Annotated in this window: 12 protein-coding genes; 3 read left to right on the top strand and 9 right to left on the bottom strand. The window is 57.3% G+C overall.

The annotated features are described in order from the left end of the window. Positions 1–141: 141 nt before the first annotated feature. A complete protein-coding gene (locus VL52_RS14815) occupies positions 142–1,176 on the top strand; it encodes an LLM class flavin-dependent oxidoreductase (RefSeq protein WP_046157747.1) in 1,035 nt (344 codons plus the stop codon). Positions 1,177–1,247: 71 nt separating this feature from the next. Here VL52_RS14815 and aqpZ read toward each other — a convergent pair whose 3' ends face one another. After that, positions 1,248–1,937 carry an aquaporin Z gene (gene aqpZ, locus VL52_RS14810; protein WP_046157746.1) on the bottom strand — a complete coding sequence of 230 codons (690 nt, stop codon included), beginning with the start codon at positions 1,935–1,937 and terminating at the stop codon, positions 1,248–1,250. 328 nt (positions 1,938–2,265) lie between these two features. Here aqpZ and VL52_RS14805 point away from each other — a divergent pair, with 328 nt between their 5' ends. Next, positions 2,266–2,832 carry a YqaA family protein gene (locus VL52_RS14805; RefSeq protein ID WP_046157745.1) on the top strand — a complete coding sequence of 189 codons (567 nt, stop codon included), beginning with the start codon at positions 2,266–2,268 and terminating at the stop codon, positions 2,830–2,832. Between the two features lie 226 nt (positions 2,833–3,058). Here VL52_RS14805 and VL52_RS14800 read toward each other — a convergent pair whose 3' ends face one another. Next, on the bottom strand, positions 3,059–3,307 hold the full coding sequence (locus VL52_RS14800) for a hypothetical protein (RefSeq protein ID WP_046157744.1): 249 nt from the start codon (positions 3,305–3,307) through the stop codon (positions 3,059–3,061). Between the two features lie 344 nt (positions 3,308–3,651). Between VL52_RS14800 and VL52_RS23395 the strand changes: the two genes are divergently transcribed. Continuing rightward, positions 3,652–4,569: a SphA family protein gene (locus VL52_RS23395; protein ID WP_160298949.1), complete on the top strand. Its 918-nt coding sequence runs from the start codon at positions 3,652–3,654 to the stop codon at positions 4,567–4,569. On the opposite strand, the gene VL52_RS24630 is transcribed toward VL52_RS23395, so the two are convergent. From VL52_RS24630 to VL52_RS14775, 7 genes are all read right to left on the bottom strand, one after another. Then, positions 4,538–4,978: a hypothetical protein gene (locus tag VL52_RS24630; protein ID WP_144410274.1), complete on the bottom strand. Its 441-nt coding sequence runs from the start codon at positions 4,976–4,978 to the stop codon at positions 4,538–4,540. The genes VL52_RS23395 and VL52_RS24630 overlap by 32 nt on opposite strands. A 273-nt stretch (positions 4,979–5,251) precedes the next feature. Beyond that, the gene (locus tag VL52_RS14790; protein ID WP_046157743.1) at positions 5,252–5,593 is read right to left on the bottom strand and encodes a hypothetical protein; all 342 of its coding nucleotides are present in this window, start codon (positions 5,591–5,593) and stop codon (positions 5,252–5,254) included. After that, a complete protein-coding gene (locus VL52_RS14785; protein ID WP_046157742.1) occupies positions 5,590–6,189 on the bottom strand; it encodes a PAS domain-containing protein in 600 nt (199 codons plus the stop codon). The genes VL52_RS14790 and VL52_RS14785 overlap by 4 nt, the downstream gene beginning before the upstream one ends. A gap of 480 nt (positions 6,190–6,669) precedes the next feature. Then, positions 6,670–7,134: a hypothetical protein gene (locus VL52_RS24625; protein ID WP_144410273.1), complete on the bottom strand. Its 465-nt coding sequence runs from the start codon at positions 7,132–7,134 to the stop codon at positions 6,670–6,672. A gap of 885 nt (positions 7,135–8,019) precedes the next feature. After that, the gene (locus tag VL52_RS24095) at positions 8,020–8,790 is read right to left on the bottom strand and encodes a polymorphic toxin-type HINT domain-containing protein (protein WP_144410272.1); all 771 of its coding nucleotides are present in this window, start codon (positions 8,788–8,790) and stop codon (positions 8,020–8,022) included. A 90-nt stretch (positions 8,791–8,880) separates the two neighbouring features. Further along, positions 8,881–9,378 carry a hypothetical protein gene (locus VL52_RS24620; protein ID WP_144410271.1) on the bottom strand — a complete coding sequence of 166 codons (498 nt, stop codon included), beginning with the start codon at positions 9,376–9,378 and terminating at the stop codon, positions 8,881–8,883. Beyond that, on the bottom strand, positions 9,378–17,759 hold the full coding sequence (locus tag VL52_RS14775) for a hemagglutinin repeat-containing protein (protein ID WP_369094642.1): 8,382 nt from the start codon (positions 17,757–17,759) through the stop codon (positions 9,378–9,380). Before VL52_RS14775 ends, VL52_RS24620 begins: the two co-directional genes overlap by 1 nt. Positions 17,760–17,795 lie beyond the last annotated feature (36 nt).

Genomic DNA, 17,795 nt, shown 5'->3' with positions numbered 1-17,795 from the left:
AGACAGCTCTTTCACCACCATACGCACCAGAAGGCAACTATCCCACCTGAAAGTGCCTACTTCTGACGAACGGCGCCGCTCCGTATACTGGCTTCATCCCGCGCCGGCGCCGTCCGCGCGCGCCAACACAGGCTGATTTGAATGACACCCTCCGCATCCCCGCGCCTCTCCATGCTGGAACTGGCGCCCATCGTCGCCGGCGGCGACGCCGCCCAGGCCCTGCGCGACAGCGCCGCATTGGCCCGTCATGTCGAGCAACTGGGCTACACCCGCTTCTGGGTGGCCGAGCACCACAATATGGCCGGCGTGGCCAGTTCCGCCACCGCGGTGATGATAGGCCACATCGCGGCCCACACCCAACGCATGCGGGTCGGCTCCGGCGGCATCATGCTGCCCAATCACGCGCCGCTGGTGGTGGCCGAGCAGTTCGGCACGCTGGCCACGCTGTTCCCCGGCCGCATCGACCTGGGACTGGGCCGCGCGCCCGGCACCGATCCGCTCACCGCCCGCGCGCTGCGCCGCGACCGCCTGGGCGCCGGCGACGACTTCCCGCAGCAAGTGGCGGAGCTGCGCGGCTACCTGGGGCCGGAACAGCCGGGCCAAGCCGTGCGCGCCATTCCCGGCACCGGCACCAACGTGCCGGTATGGCTGCTGGGCTCCAGCCTGTACGGCGCGCAGCTGGCCGCGCAGCTGGGCCTGCCTTTCGCCTTCGCCGCCCACTTCGCCCCGGCCCAGTTGCATGAGGCGCTGCAGTTGTACCGCCATCTGTTCCAGCCCTCCGCCGCGCTGAGCCAACCGTACGCGATGGCCTGCATCCCGGTGCTGGCCGCGGACAGCGACGAAAAAGCCCAGCGCCTGGCCACCACGCCGTACCAGAAATTCCTCAATCTGATCCGCGGCGACCGCCGCCCGCTGCCGCCGCCGGTGGACAGCATGGACGGCCTGTGGAGCCCGCGCGAGGAGTTCTCCGTCCGCAGCGAATGGCTGGGCGCGGCGGTGTTCGGCGGGCCGGAAACGGTGAGGATAGGGCTGCAAAAGCTGCTGGACGAGACCGGCGTCGACGAGGTCATGCTGTCGGTCGACTGCCACGACTTTTCCGACCGGCTGCGCTGCTGCGAGATCGTCGCCGGCATCCTGCCGCAGCTGAAAACGCGTCAGGCGACCCTCGCCGATTGACGCATGGGCGGACAAGAAAAAGCCGCGGCAAACGCCGCGGCTTTTTTTCCATACGCCAACAGAAGCGGAGCTTACTCGGGCTCGCCGGCGATCAGGCGGTACACCTTCGCGCCCAGCACTCCGCCGATGATGGGGGCCAGCCAGAACAGCCACAGCTGCTGCACCGCCCAGCCGCCGACGAACAAGGCCACGCCGGTGCTGCGCGCCGGATTGACCGAGGTATTGGTGACCGGGATGCTGATCAGGTGGATCAGGGTCAGCGCCAGGCCTATCGCCAACGGCGCGAAACCGGCAGGCGCGCGCTTGTCGGTGGCGCCCATGATCACCAGCAGGAAGAACATGGTCATCACCACCTCGCACACCAGGGCCGCCAGCAGCGAATAGCCGCCCGGCGAATGCTCGGCGTAGCCATTGGAAGCAAAGCCCTTGGCCACATCAAAGCCGGCGCCGCCGCTGGCGATCACGTACAACACCGCCGCCGCCGCGATGCCACCCAGCACCTGCGCCACGATGTACGGTGCCAGTTGTCCCGCGGGAAAGCGCCCGCCGGCCCACAGACCGATGGACACCGCCGGGTTCAGGTGGCAGCCGGAAATGTGGCCGATCGCGTAAGCCATCGTCACCACCGTCAGGCCGAAAGCCAGCGCCACGCCGGCGAAGCCGATGCCCAGATTGGGAAACCCCGCCGCCAGCACCGCGCTGCCGCAGCCGCCCAGCACCAGCCAGAAAGTGCCCAGAAACTCCGCGCCATATGATTTCATCGTCTTTCCCCCTTCAGGTTTCGAAAAGACCAGGCGTCCAGTCCTCGATTCGCCATGCCAAGCATCTTTATGCGTGTCGGACGCCTGATCGCACGCCGTTTAACCATAGCAAATGGAAAAGGCCAGCATGCCCGCGCCATCCGGCGCTGCAAACTGGCCTAAATTCCTGACCTAATCTCTCCCAGCGAGATTGCCGGATCGCGCGGATGCAGGCAGGGCTGCCTTCCCGGCCGCCGCGCAAGAGCCGCCTTTACCACGCGATGCGCGGCGAAACCCCGGCCAGCCGGTGATATCATCGACGGCCCCCCACAAGAACGAACCCGCACCTATGGAAGGACTGCTCGACTGGCTGCTCGGAACCCTGGCCCTGCCCAAAGTGGGCCTGTCGGCCATTTTCATGATCAGCCTGGTATCCGCCACCCTGCTGCCGCTAGGGTCCGAACCCGCCGTATTCGCCTACATCAAGCTCAGGCCGGACATGTTCTGGCAGGTGATCGCCGTCGCCACGCTGGGCAATACCCTGGGCGGCATGATCGACTGGTGGATGGGTTACGGCGCCAAGGTGGCGCTGCTGCGTTACCGCCTGCGCCGCAGCCACCGCGCGCATAGCCATCCGCACGCGGAACCCACAAACCGTCCGCCGCGCAGCGGCAAACCGGCGCTGAATCCGCGCTACTTCCGCTGGATGCGCAAGCGCGGCGCGCCGATGCTGCTGCTGTCCTGGCTGCCGGGCATCGGCGACCCGCTGTGCACCCTGGCCGGCTGGCTGCGCATCCCGTTCTGGCCCAGCGTGTGCTACATGGCGATCGGCAAATTCCTGCGCTACGTACTCACCACCGCCGCCCTGCTGTGGGTGCCGGACGATTTCTGGCGGAATCTGGGACAGTGGTTTTGAGGCGAGGCGGCGTTTTGGCTTGCCGCCCAATCCTATCGGGATTGCGGATTGGGCCGAATGAAATGAGATCCAGCGCTTGCCAAGAATGAAAGAACGCCGGAGCCTCCGGCGGTTTTGCATGCAAGACTGCGGGAGTCCGCCGAAGGCGCCTTCCTATTGGCACTTCCGCCCTCAGCCGCACCCGGCCCGGCATGAACCAGGCGGCGCATGAGAGCGACACTCGACGTCAATCCCAGCCGAAAAGATAGGCCGGCTCGCTCAACTCGGCCAGCATCTGGCGGATGGTGGGACAGGCGGTGCCCTCCTCGTCCTCCACCGGAATATCCAGTTCATCCTCCGCAATCGGAGCGACATCCCCGATAGTCAGATCGGTCTCGCCTGCCAGTTCCTCCAGCACGGCCAAAGCCTCTTCCACGGAACCGGCGGCGACGATATCGTTGCCGCCAACCTGATAAGCCTTCAACGGCTGCTCCATCCCTGCTTCCCTCATTAATGGTTCACTCATCCAACCGCCGCTGCGCGGGGCCGGGTTGCCTAACTACAACGCTTTTCATGCGCATTCGCATTCCGGCACATGATATTCCTTTTGCCGACATTTTCCGAACCGCCCACGCCGGCAAATCCGCTCTCCCACGCATGCAGGGAGGGCATCCCGTCCATGCATGCCCCTCTGTCCACAATCCATGATCATGGCCTACTCGCAAGCGCCACCTCTTTGGAATGCGCGGCCTATACTCAGTTTGCCTAACGCCAAGCCTGCATACAGTTGCCCAGCATGCCGCCAACCACCAAGCAAAACCGAACAGGGACACTTTCAAGATGAAACCAGCAAAAATGATCGCGCAGGCCGCGTCCGTCGCCATCGCCTGCCTATTGCCGCACTCCAGCGCCAATGGTCAGGAGCTGTGGGATCCTCATCTGCGCGGCGTCAACGAAGGGCTGGCCGCAGGCGTGCTGCCGCCGAAAGGCGTCTATGGCGTGCTGAACAACTACTGGACCTGGGTGGACAAATACGACCACAACGGCGACAAAACCGGCCTGCGGGTCAGAGCGCTGATCGAATTGCCGGAAGTGCTGTGGTCGACCGGAATCAAGGTGTTTGGCGCCGACTACGCCGTGGCCATCGCCCAGCCCATCGACTACACCACGCTTAGCGGCGACGGCCTGCCCCCCAATGGCCGCTGGGGCACCTTCAACACCATCCTGGTTCCAGGACAGCTGTCCTGGGCCTTGCCCAACAACCTGCACCTCAAGGCCAGCCTGGCGGTCTACCTGCCCACCGGCAGCTCATCGCCGCGCCGGCTGCCGAGCGGCACCTATCTCGGCGCCGCCAACGGTTTCTGGACGCTGCAGCCTGGTCTGGCGCTGAGCTGGCTGCACAATGGCTGGAACCTGAGCATGGACGCCACCTACGCCTACAATTTCCGCAACCCGGACACCCAGTACAAGTCCGGTCAACAGCTGGCCATCGACTACACCGTCGCCAAAACCATAGGCAAATGGACGATAGGCATGGGCGGCTACCAGGAAAACCAGCTGAGCGACGACTCCGGCAGCGGCGCCGCGGCCTGCACGCAGACCGGCGGCTGCCGCGCCAGCAACTACGGCATCGGCCCGCTGCTTGGCTATCAGCTTGGCAAAGTGAAGCTGATGGCGATCTACAACTACGGCTTCCACACCCGCAGCGATGTCGGCGGCGATTCCTTCAATCTACGGCTGAGCTTCCCGTTCCAGTAGCCGCCAGCCTTCTTGGCTGCCGGAGGGCTGGCCCATGGCCGGCGCCAGCCGCCGCAAGCTCACCGCCGCTGGAGACAAGGCGGTTGCACCAGCGGATCAAGGACGTAGCTTGGGCTTGATGAAATAAAACCCAATGTTTACCGAGGACGAATAGATTCCACCCATGGAGATCATCGTACTTTTCGCGGTAAACGTTGGGCTTCGCAAGCTTAGCCCAACCTACGGCCCTTGCAGTATCTATTTCCGAAAACCTATCAATAAAAAACTGAGAAAATTCCGCACAAAGCCCCGCACAAGTATAACCACCATCCTGCTCAACATTGCAATTACCCTCAGATGTCCACTGTTCCTTAAATGAAGGAAATTTTCCCATCAAGAACTCAAACAAAGCCTCTTTATTTTCTATCATTTAGCATCTCCTCTTTAACGTTCTGTAGATTCCTCAACATCTCTTGAGCGGCATACATATCACCCATTGATGCATCTGAGTTCTTTCTTATCCAACCATTGATGGCATTTTCCAATTGCGGAAGATTATTATTCAAATAATCAGGACCGTAGGCTGGGTTGAATGAAATGAAGCCCGACGCTTACCGAAGACGAAACAGATTCCGCACATGTAAATCATCGTACTTTTCACGGTAAGCGTTGGGCTTCGCAAGCTCAGCCCAACCTACGGTCCTTATGGAATGGCTACCATTCTCTCACCACACACATACACATCCAGCTGTCTCACCTCAACCAACGCACTAGAGAACGCATCATCAGCCTTGGCAATCAACACCCCTTCAATCACAGCTTCATTACAATAGCTATACAGACCACCACCAAATGCAGGAACTTTAGCTAAAAGTATTTTCTTTAACTCCGGCACATCCAGATAGATTGCCTTACCCCTTGTTTCAATATCATCTTTACTAGAAACCACGTATCCAACATCTCCTTTCATTACAAAGATGGCTTCAATTGTCACCAACTTTCCAGAAAGGTCTGACATTGCATTAAGTGCTTCATAAACGTTCATACCAAACTCCTATCATGGCTTCTTCCCAGTAAACACAACCTGCCCTGAGAATTTTGATTCAAATTCTGCCTTCGGAACAAAATACTGTGCACCACTCCCAGGATCACGAACAGCAACAACAGGGCCGTAGGTTGGGCTGAATAAAATGAAGCCCAACGTTTACCGAGAACGAACAGATTCCACTCATAGAAATCATCGTGTTTTTCGCGGTAAACGTTGGGCTTCGCAAGCTTAGCCCAACCTACGGCCCTGCGCACCGACATATAGCCCACAGGGCGGCCATTCTCGCAAATCGGGGTGACATAGGCCTCCACCCAGTAGAAATGCCCCTGCTTGCTGCGATTCTTGACCAACCCTTTCCACGGGCGGCCAGACTTGATGGTGTCCCAAAGATCGGCAAACGCCTCCTCGGGCATATCCGGGTGGCGCACGACATTGTGCGACTGGCCGATCAGCTCTTCTTCGCTGAAGCCGCTGATGTCGATGAAGGCGCGGTTGGCATAGGTGATCTGGCCTTTCAGATCTGTCTTGGTAACGATGGGACGATGGGGCAGCAAAAACAATTCAATGCTGTCCACGGGGAGATTTTTCTTCATGGGCGGCGCTTCCTGTCTCAGTTGTTGCTAAATGGGCGCGGCAATCCGGAACGCATGCGCGTGAGAGCCTGGTTTCCAGAGGCCTGCGCTCATGCCAAATGTGTACAATTGAGATTAATTTTCAATTCAGAAAACTATTTGGCAGCCGAGCGTTTTCTACTTTTTCATAGAGAAACATATAGAACAGAAATAAAGCCCATATGCAGGAAAATCAGGCGGGAGATTGATGCAGGACGTAGCAAGAAATGATAAGAATTCTTACTTTTTGCAAACATGGACGCTAGAGAAGTGCTGAAAAGACTAGATAAGACAAACTTGTAGTCCTGTTATCAGGCTTGTTCACTGGGATAGGGCCATAGGTTGAGCTGAATGAAATGAAGCCCAATACTTACCGAGGACGAATAGACTCCATCCATGGAGATCATCGCACTTTTCGCAGTAAACGTTGGGCTTCGCAAGCTTAGCCCGATCTACAATCCTCTAAATATCAGTTTGGCTAACCTGGCCTAACTTCTTCAAGCACTCCATCCACGAGTCTTCATACTCTGGAACCTTATTTCTCATAATATTAAAGAAACCCTCCCCACCCTTTTTCATGCTTTGCAAAAACAATGCCTTACTCACCAAAACATGTCGACCACCATTAAGATCAATGAATATTTCCACTTGATCTCCTTTGGGGGTCAAATTAAAGGATACAAATGCTGCCTGATCTGGAAAATAAAAAGAAAATGGCTGCCCCTTAGACAAACAATAAAGGCCATCCACTACATAAGACCATAGCTGATCTACACAATCCCATAACTCTTTATCAAACACAGCACATCCATCAACAATCAGACAAATACTTCCATATATGTAATTAATATCATCAACATTACCTTCCCAAACTTCCGCATCAAAAAATTCATTACCAACCTTAAAAAAGGTTTTTACATTAATCATAAAAATTCACCTTTAATTACACCCGCCAAAAATAAAGCCGACTATTTTTTTTGGATACAACTAACCCACTCGTCCTTTATTAACACCCAAAACATAATCAACACCATTAACTATGCCTTCCATCTACCCCATACCATTAGGGCCGTAGGTTGGGCTGAATGAAATGAAACCCAACGTTTATCGAGGACGAGTAAATTCCGCACATAGAAATCATCGTGTCTTTCGCGGCAAACGTTGGGCTTCGCAAGCTCAATCCAACCTACGGCCCTATCTTTAGAAAAACAATCAAAATTGCCAAAGCTAATACCTGAGTAATAACCCCCCAAAAAGTCAACCCCTTATCACCATACTTACGATACCCAAAAAGCAATGCAACATGCAGCTTTGACGAAACCGCTTTATCTGGTGTAAATAAAAAATGAAACTCATCGCCATTCAACTCACACAGCCTTTTTGAAACACTGTCCCTACCACCGCCAAGGCAACAAATAGCATAACTATCACCTAAACACCTATTTTAGTGGAATCGAAACAGAATCTTGCACTTTAGAGCCCCCCAATCCCACACCAACTTGCGTTTGCAAGAACGCCCCATTCTTACTAACACCGGTTATAGACCCATAAGAGAACAAAGCACCTCCATTCACTGAAGCCTGAGACTGAATACCGTCAGGATTGCCATATACATTTGTCGTCGCCCCTACAAATCCATTTAAACTCTGACCAACTACTGGGTTAGCAGACCAACCTCCCTTACTATCCAAAGGTCCGTAGGTTGGGCTGAATAGGATGAAGCCCAACGCTTACCGATAACGAATAGACTCCACACATGGCAATCATCGTATTTCTCGCGGTAAACGTTGGGCTTCGCAAGCTTAGCCCAACCTACGGCCCTGTTTTTCCGTCCACATTACCAACAAACGCTTTAGATTGGGTTACACCAATTTTCCAATCAAACGTCGATGATGGTGCAACCAATATTGGTGCAGTTATATCCTCAAATGATTTTGCTCTACTTTGCAAAGATCCTGCATTCGGAATTAACCCCTCATCAATAAGATGACGCATAGCATGACCGCCACCTGACCTCATCCCTTGGCAAGCCGATGGCACATCCTTAGCTAAATAACCAATTGGATTAGCATCATTATTTGAAACAAGACAGCAATCCGCATTATGCACCCAAACCCCAAGCTCACCCACATGGTAAGTCTGGAACTCAGCTACCTGAATGTTGAAGACGGTATCGAGCTCGCCTTCTTCTGCTTGGCTCACCACCATCAGCGGCTGGCCAGTATGGTCAACCAGCATCATCCCTGCCTGCAGCAGCGATGCCTTCAACCAGCCTTGGTCCTTAAGCCAGAACGGGTGCTCTGCCGTGGTTCTAAAAGTCTCCCGATAGCCTGAACCATTTTTGACTACCACGCGGTAAATTGCTTGGTACGGTGTCGCCTTGTGCGCCACAACTGGTTGGAAGCCATATTCACCGGTTTGATCGCTGCGCGACCAAACCAACTCCCCGCCAACAAAGGTCTCAATAGCTTTTAGGGCCGTAGGTTGGGCTGAATAAAATGAAGCCCTACGTTTACCGAGAGTGAATAGATTCCACCTTATGGGAATCATTTTACTTTTCGCGATAAACGTTGGGCTTCGCAAGCTTACCCCAACCTACGGCCCTAAGTCCGGCAATCCATTCGATTAAAATGGATTTAATTGTGGTTCATCCCTATGTTTCCGATGAAACCCTTAGTTGGACTCATTTAATATAAAACAATCTGGAATCTTACCATCCCATCTAGGAATAGGCATCAATCCCTCAATAGTCTCCACTTCTATTAAGTCAAACTTTTTAATCACTTGATCTACTTCTGATAACAAATTGGGATATTTGATCAACAAATTATTTAGAGCTGCTCTAATCTCATACCTGACCTTTTGCGGGCTATACTTATTCCAAATACCCTCAGGAGGCGCTATTAGATCATAAATCTCAGCATAGATTGCTACACTTCCATCAATATCTTGCTCACCATACCAGATCCATCCTGGATCACCTCCCGCCAATACATCATCAGGATATGGGGGAAATACTGGGTATAAGTATGTATCCAGCTTCTCCATATCTCCAAGTGCATAACTAATTGCATACATTAAAGGTGCATCAGGATGGTCTTGTTTACAAAATCTCCGAGACACACACGACAAACCTGCCATTCCCAAATCAGACCTACCAAGCTTTGCCATTATTGTACTCCACGCTGATTTTTTGATGGGTATGCAGTTGGAACATAGCGCTCACCACTTCTAAACTTCTCACCATTATTCAAAATACTTGTCTGCCCCGAATTTCCAATAGGAACTTCCCACCGAATTCCACCCACCTCAACAACATAACCATCACCACCTTTCAAATTACCTGAAACTCCCTTACTAAACATATACGCTGCCTTTTGCCCTGCTTCATTTGCATAATTTGCCATTACAGAATCTGGATATATGGCCGGATCATAAACAGTCTTATTAAGAATCTTTGATCCATTTCCTGGCATTTTATACTCTACCTGCTTAATTCCTTCAATTATAACGGTTTCTTTCACAACGCTACCACCGGCAGCCTCTACCGCATTCAAAAAGTTCACTTCGTTATGTCCCCCAGCAATAGAAGAAGGTAGTCCAGTCCTAGCTCCAACTTTCACTTCAGCATTGATTAAATGCCCACTTAAATCACCTAAGCTACCAGGACGAACAGGTGTCTTACCAAGAAAATCCGCATCTGGAAGCAATTCATCTGAAAATCCAGAAACAGGCAGTTTACCAGAAGCCATCTCTTTACTTCCAGACTTAAGCGTCTGATATACTCCCTCAGTAGCAATATTCAGAATAGGCACGCCAAGATTATACAACCCATCAGCATCACCAGCAGTCAACTGCTTAGTACCAATACCAAACTCAGTTGCAGATTGAGCAGAAGCCAGCGATCTGACAGCAATACCAACACCTCCAGGCAACGCAAAAAGTGCAGGCGTGCCAACCAATGCCTGCCAATCATGCTGATCCCTTAAGCTTACTAAACCTTGTGCATACCCTGTTAGTTCAACCAGATCTCCTCGATCCAACCTTAGGCTAGAGTTACCTCTCAACAGATTAGCAACAGCAGCATCACCATATGATGCTCGATAATCGCCCAAATATACAGCAAGCTCCTGCTTTTCACTCGTACTTAGCGAAGTCGGATCAGTTTTATATTTACTCAACAAGTAGTCACTACGCTGATCTAGATCATTCGCTGCCAATACAACCTCAGCGGCATGTACTGGATTGCCCTTCCCTGTCAATATTCCAATCAAGCCTTGGTTATCTTTGAGTACATCCAATGCGTTATCACGAGCCTTAGTCGCTTTCTTGCCTAAGAAATTATTCTCCATCTCCGTCTTCGCCGCATTCACCGTCGTCGCTGCCGTCTCAGCTCCGCCAGTCGCGGTCGACAACCCCGTCAACAAGCCGTTGACCAGATTCTCGCGCTGCAGCTTCTCTTCCGCCGTCATCTTGTCGGCATCGGTATGTTGCAGCTTGTCCAACGCGTTGTTCAACGCCACGCTGGCTGCGCCGCCCGCCGCGCCCGCGCCGCAGCTCTGGCCGCTGGCTTCCGCGCCGGCGCAAGCCAGGGCGGCATGCAGCACCGCGCGGACGACTTCGCCTTCCGGCTTCTTGCCCGCATGATCCGGATCGTTGCTCTGCGCCCGTTCCAGATCATCCGCCAGTGCCTTGACCTCTTGCGCGCCCAATCCCTGCAGGTAGGCAATGCCCGCGTTCTGCGCCATGCCGGTCAGACCGTTGGCCAGGTTGCCGCCGATGCCGGCGGTGACAGCAGTGAGGATCTGGCTGTAGCTGCCGCCCGGCGCCCACTTGGCGGCATCGTCCGCTGCCTGTTTCTTGCTGGCGTAATCCGGGCTGTTGGGATCCGCCTTCTTCAAATCGTCCGCGGCGGCCTTGGCCTCTGCCGCCTTGTTGGCCATGAAGGTGCCCACCTGCTGGTTCAAGGCGTTGGCGGCATCAAACAAGCCCTGCACTTCGCTGGCGTTGAAGTTGTTGGCCAGCTTGCCGCTGCCGTCGCGGCCAGTGCTGACGTCGCGGTTGGCCGAGGCTGCCGCCTGTTCAGCCGTTTGGCCGGTTCTCGCCTGTTGCAGCGCGCTATCGGTGATGGTCAGGCTGCCGGCGCTGATGCCGGCGCGGGTGGTGCTGTTGTCGTGGTCCGACGCGGCCATGGCCATGCCGGTTACCCCGCTGCTGCCGGCGGTGACGCTGATGCTGCTGGCGGTGAAGTCGGCGTGGTTGTCGATGTCCTTCAGCACCAATGCGCCGGTTTGCAGGCTGTTCTTGCCATCCCGCGCGGCCCTGTCGGTGCTGGCGATTTCCGCGCCGTTCAGCGTGGAGGTGCCTTTCACCTTCAACTGGAAGCCGCCGTCGCCGGCCTGGATGCCCGACTGGCGCTGCACGCTGGCGTAGTCGGCATCCATTTTCTGCTGGCTGAGGCTGACGCTCCCGCCCGAGCCGATAGGCCCGATGGTCACATTGCCGCTGATCGACTGATTCAGACTGTGATAAGTACTGGTGTCCTGCAGGCTATCAATCTTGAGGTCGCCAGCGATATCGCCCACCACCTGCTGGCCGCTGGCGATGCCCTGCAGCGTGAAGTTTCCGCCGGACTGCAGGTTCAGCTTGCCGCCGGCATTCAGCTCGCTCAGCTGATATTGGCTGCTGTTGCCATCCACGCGGCCGCGGCTAAGGCTGCCGTTGGCGGTAAAGCCAAATTGCGGCCTGTTCTCCTGAAAACCAATCGCCACACCCACCGCGCCGCTGCTGGCGCTGCTGGTGGTGTGTTCGCTGCTAGTGCTTTTGGCCGCCAGCAGGGTGATGTCGCCTTCGGCCTGCAGGGTGAGGTCTTTGCCGGCGATGAACTGCGCGCCCTTGGCGGTGATGGTGCTGTCCTTGCCCGCTCCGTGCGCCAGGTCCATCACATTGCCGCTGGCCTTGAGCAGGCTGCCGCTTTCGTTATGGCTGTCGCTGACGGTGGTGCTTTCGCTGCGGCTGCCGCCGACAGTCAGACTCAACTGGATGCCGCCCTTGGTCTTCTGGCCGGCGTCGCTCATCGCTTGCTGGTAAGCGGTGTAGCTGTTGTAGCCGGCCAGCGCGGCGGTTGCGGTGGACAGCGCCTTGACGCGGTCATCCTTGCTCTTGAGCGCGGTTTCGGAGGCGGACTCCATCGCCTGCAAGCCGTTGATCAGCGGGCTGGTGAGCTGCAGCGTCAGGCCGCTGGACTTGCTGACGGTCTTCTGCACGCTGTGCCAGGTGTCCACCGCCACGTCCAGGTTCTGCTTCTTGGCGTCCAGCAGCAGATTGCCGCCGGCGGTGACATCGCTGCCTTGCAGGGTAAGGGTGTCGCCGGTCTTGATGTTCAGGTTGCCACCTATGCTGCCCACCAGGCTTCGGTTCTGGCTCTGGGTGGTGCCCGCGCCGTCCATCTGCTGTATCAACTCCTTGCTGCCGATGGTGAAGCCCAGGCCGCCGCCGGAGAACAGGCCTGATGTCTCCTCTTTGTGGTACTGGAACAGGCGGCTGGTATCGGTGCCGGAAGTGATGTTGAGATTGCGGCCGGCGTCCAGCGTCACGTCGCCGCTGCCCGCCACCTGGCTGGCGTGGATATTGATATCGCGCTGGCCTTTGAGGATCAGCGTGTCCGCCGATACCGTGCTGCCGGCTTCGTGCGTGCTATCGTGGGCGACGATGTCGGTGGTGGTGCTGCTGCTGAACCAGCCGCTGGAGTGGTGCACGGTCTTGCTGTAATCGCTGTGCCGCTCCTGGGCGCTGCCGAGCGTGACGTCGCGCCCGGCCACCAACGCTTCCTGGCCGTTGCTGGTCAAGCTGGCGGCCTGGGTAGAAATGTCGCGCCCCGCCTGCAGGATCAATCCGCCCTCGCCATGCGCGGCGGTGCCGTGCTGGGTGAGGTCGTAATTGTTGCGGATGGTCTCACCCCAGGTGTTGTCGTTGCGGCTTTCCGCCGCCACCGCGCCCAGCTTGATGTCATTGCCGGCGGATAGGGCCAGCTTGCCGCCGCTGGCCAGTCTGGCGCCGTTCAGCAGCGCGTCGCCGCCGGCGCGCAGTTGCAGGTCGCCCTTGCCGGCCAGGCCGGCCACGGTCAGGCTGTCGGCTTGCCAGTTATGGCTGTTGCCCCAGTTGTAGCCGATGTCGTGATGGGTATTGACCTCGCTCTGCACGCTCAGCTGCTTGCCGGCCAGGGCCGTCAGGCTGCCGCCGGTGGATTGCGCGGTGGAGCCGGTCAGGCTCAGGTCGCCGCCGGCTTTCAGCAATACATCGCCGCCGCCTTGCAGCAACGAGGCATTGCGGGTTTGGCTCAGCGTATCGTAGCCGCCGCCCCACCAGCTGCCCGCTCCGTGCTTGCTGTCCAGCGTGGACGACAGCGTCAGGCTGTCGCCGGCGGTGGCCAGCAGGCTGCCACCGGCCTTGGCGGCGCTGCCGGACAGGGTCAGGTCATTTCCGGCGGCAAGCGCCAGGCTGCCGCCGATATTGAGCTGGCTGCCGACGTGGTCCGCCTGCTGGTATTGGAAGCTGCTGTACCAGTTGCCGCCTCCTAGGTCGTAACGGGTTTCACGGCTGAGAATGTCCAGATCGTGGCCGGCCTGCAGGCTGGCATTGCCGGCCGCGTCGATGGCCGCCGCCTGCAGTTTCAGATCATTGCCGGCCTGCAGCTGCAAGTCGCCGCCGGCCTTGACGCTGCTGCCGGCCTGGCTGTGCTGGCTGTCGTCGGTGATGGTCAGGTTTTGCGCGGCGAGCAGGCCCAGATCGCCGCCGGCCTGCACTTTACCGCCTTCGATGCGGATGTTGTTGGCCTGCGCCAGCAGCGTGGTGTCGGACTTCAGCGTGCCGGTGTTGACCAGATCGCCGCTGGCCAACAGGCTCATGCTGTTGCCGGCCAGCACCGCGCCTTGTCCGCGCAGCGATTTCTGATCGGCATTGGCCAGATAGACCATGGGCACCAGCACGTCCTGGCCGCCCACGTTCTGCTTCACCAGCCACACCATGTCGGACGTCAGCTTGGCCATCTGCTCGGCCGACAGCGCCATGCCCGGCGTCAGCTGGAACTGCTTGGCGTACTGCGCGCCGTTGCTCATCAGCTGCTGGTATTGCTGCATCGCGCTACCATAGCCGGACAGGAAGCGCTTGCCGGTCATGTCGGTGACGGCGCGGGTGACCAGCTGCTGCTCGTAGAAGCCGTCGCCCAGGCGCTTCTCCACCTTGCTCGGGTCGTAATTCAGCTGCTTGAGCAGGTAGTCGGACGAGATGAAATTGCTGTACTGGGTGAATTGCGGGTTGGTTTCCACCAGGTAAGGCTGCTGCGGCACCGGCTTGGCGTGGAACAGGCCGTTGTCCGGCACGGCGTAGCCCTTCTCCACCGGATTGGCGGCCTTGGCGCCGCCGGCGGACAGGGTCACCTGCTGGTTGGCTGGGGCCGGAGGATAAGCCTTGGCCAACTGGCTAGCCGCGGCGGCATCGACCCCGCCATTCTTCAGTTTCTGGCCATCCGCGCCGGACAGCGCGCCGTTCAACTGCGTGCCCTGGGTCTGGCCCACCATGCCCTGCAGGCTCTTGCCCGCCTCGCCCTGCACCGCAGTTCCGCCCAAGGCCTGGCCGGCCACGCTGGACAGCGCGCCGTTCAATTGCGCGCCCTGCGCCTCACCCACGCTACCTTGCAAAGTTCGACCCGCTGTCGCGGCCTGCTGGCCGGCGCCATTGATCGCCTGCCCTTGGGTTTGGTTGACCGCTGACTGGTTATTGACGGCATTGCCGGTCACCGTGGACACACTCACCCGCGCCGCGTCCTTGCCATTGACGATGGTGGGGGCTTGTAGGCTCAGGTGCTGGTTGGTGGCTACGGTGGCGTCGAGGGAACCAATGACTTCCGTGGTAGTTGTCGGCGGTAATGCAACTGGCGACATCAAACAATTCTGGAATATCCCATTGCGACAGAATTCACTGAAAAAACCAGAATTAACCAAGTTTGAAGGCATAGCAACGGACGATATCGTTACTGTTTTTTTTATCTGCTGGCCAACATTTTCAACCCCACCCGAAGAGACGTAAACACTACCACCAGCAGCAATAGAACTATATTGATTAACAAAACCTCCTACATTAGCCTGAACATTCCCCCCAACCAGCATTTTAGCAGGCGATGCAGTCTCACTTATATGATCAATAGTAGTTGCAATGGTTGAAACACGGTTCCCCTCTCCAGGCAGAGCAACAAAATCACGCCCAGGCACTACAACCGAGTTTATATTCTTCAGGTCGCTAGGCAATAAATATTTAGAAGGATCAAAGCCATTTATAAAATCGTAAACATTACCCTCTTTTCTAAAATAATATATCCTCTCCGGTCTATTAAGTGCCGCAACTGGGAATAAAAAAGTGCCCATCCCCCAACGTGGGCTTGAAGTACCCCCCCACACATTCGAAGCAGTTGAAACCAAAACATCTATGTATTTTTCACTCTCATTGACCGCTACAACATCTCTCTTAACATAGCTATATACCGGAATATATTTACCTCCATTTCGGTATGATGGATCATCCTGCCTTAGCACAGACTCCTCGACATTTGATCCAGATGAAAAATCTAGACTTTTCACTGGGGCATTTCCGCCTGCCAAAGCCGCTGCATCTTTCGCAAATAATGAGAAATCTAGGCTTGACCCTAGAGCATTCCCGCCTACCAAGGCTGCTATATCTTTCAAAAATACTGTTCTTGTCTCCTGCCGGGTAGAAGTTTCTGTGGTCACTTGAACCGGATTCGACTGATTACTCACCCGCCCAGCTTCGATAAACATATTCCCATCTGACTGCAAGGTCGCGATGTGATTCACCACCTGCCCGACCGCCGCGCCGGATTGGCCAATCCGCATATCGCCCTGGCTATATAACCAGGCGCCGTCGTGGTTGTTCAGCGTGCCGCCGATATTCAGCGCCATGCCCCCGGCCGAAGCCAGCAGCGCCTTGCCGCCGCTGTTGTCCAGGCTACCGGCCTGGATGGCGATGTCGCCGGCGGTGATGGAGGCGGTGTTGCTGAGGCTGGCGGCATGAATGTCCAGCACGCCGGAGCCCAGGCTGCCGGCATTGACCAAGCTCTGGCTGAGCTGGGTGCTCAGCGTGCCGCCGATATTGACGCTGCCGTTATTGGTCCAGTTAACGCCGCTCAGGCTGAGGTTGCCGCTGCTTTGCAGCTGGCCGTTGTTAACCAGGTTGCCGCTGGCGCTGATGCTGAGGTTGCGGTTGGCTTGCAGCTGGGTGCCAGCGGCGTTGACGAAGTCGCCCTGCAGCTTCAGCGACAGGTCTTGCCCCGCCAGCAAGCTACCGGCGTTGGCCAGCGACACAGTATCGATGGCTAGGTTGCGCTGGCCGTAGACGCTGCCGCCGCCGTTATCCAGGTCCTGCGCTTTCAGCTGCCAGTTGCCGTTGCCGGCGATCTGGCCGCCGTTGACCAGTTGGCCGGCCACGGTCAGCCGGCTGTCGCCGGCGCCCAGCGCCAACACCTTGCCGCCGGCGTTGCGCAGGCTGCCGCTGTCCAGTTGCAGCGTCTGGCCGGCTTGCAGCAGGCCGCCGCTGTTGTCCAGGCTGCCGGCGTTCAGCGTCAGCGCGCCGTTGCTGCCCAGCGTGCCCTGCTGGTTGTTCAGCGCCTTGCCGCTCAAGGTCAGGTCGCCCTGGCTGCTGAGCACGCCCTGGTTGTTGTTGAGATCCCCGGCAGTCACTTGCAGCTGGCCGCCGGAGGTGATCTTGCCCTGCTTGCTGTTGTCGATCTGGCCGCTGATGGCCAACGTGGCCTGCCCCGCGCCAGCCTGGCCGATCTGGCCATGCTGGTTGCCCAGGCTGGCTGCGCTGAGTTTCAGCTGGCCGGCCTGCAGCGTGCCGCCGCCGTTTTGCGCGTCCTGCTTCAATTGGACATCCAGCGTGGCGGCGCTTTGCAGCACGCTGCCGCTGTTGTCCAGCTGATTTGCGGTCAGCGTCAGGTTGCCGTTGGCGGCCAGCGCGCCGGCAGCGGAGTTGTCCAGCTTGCCATCCAGCTGAATCCGGCTATCGCCAGCGCCCAGCGCCTTGATGCCGCCGCCGCGGTTGTCCAGGCCGGCGGCGTTCAGTTGCAGGCTGTCGCCCTGCACTGTGCCCTTCTGGTTGTCCAGCGCGCCCTGCAAGGTCAGCGTCAGCGCCTGGCCGCTGGCCAGCGTGCCGCCCTGGTTGTTCAGATCCTGCCGCACAGTAAGGGCCTGCGCGCCCTGGCTGCCCAGCGTGCCCTGGCGGTTGTCTAGCTGGCCGGCGTCCAGCGTCAAACCGCCGTTGCTCAGCAACTGGCCCTGCTGGTTGTGGAAGGCCTGGCCGATCTTCAGCTTGGCCTCGCCGGCGCCGATCTGGCGGATGTCCCCGGACTGGTTGCTGAGGGTGTCGGTTTTGAGATTGAGATTCTGGGCGGCGATATGGCCGCCATCGTTGGTGAGCGTGCTTTGCTTGCTCAGCTCCAGATGGCTGGCCGCTTGCAGCGTGCCCTTGCTGTTGTCTATCGTTGCCGCGTTGACGGTCAGGTCGGCGTTGCCGGC

It is taken from the genome of Chromobacterium vaccinii, from assembly GCF_000971335.1.
GTDB classification, from domain to species: domain Bacteria; phylum Pseudomonadota; class Gammaproteobacteria; order Burkholderiales; family Chromobacteriaceae; genus Chromobacterium; species Chromobacterium vaccinii.
The sequence above is the reverse complement of the archived record's forward strand: the minus strand, read 5'-3'. Positions and strand labels throughout refer to the sequence as shown.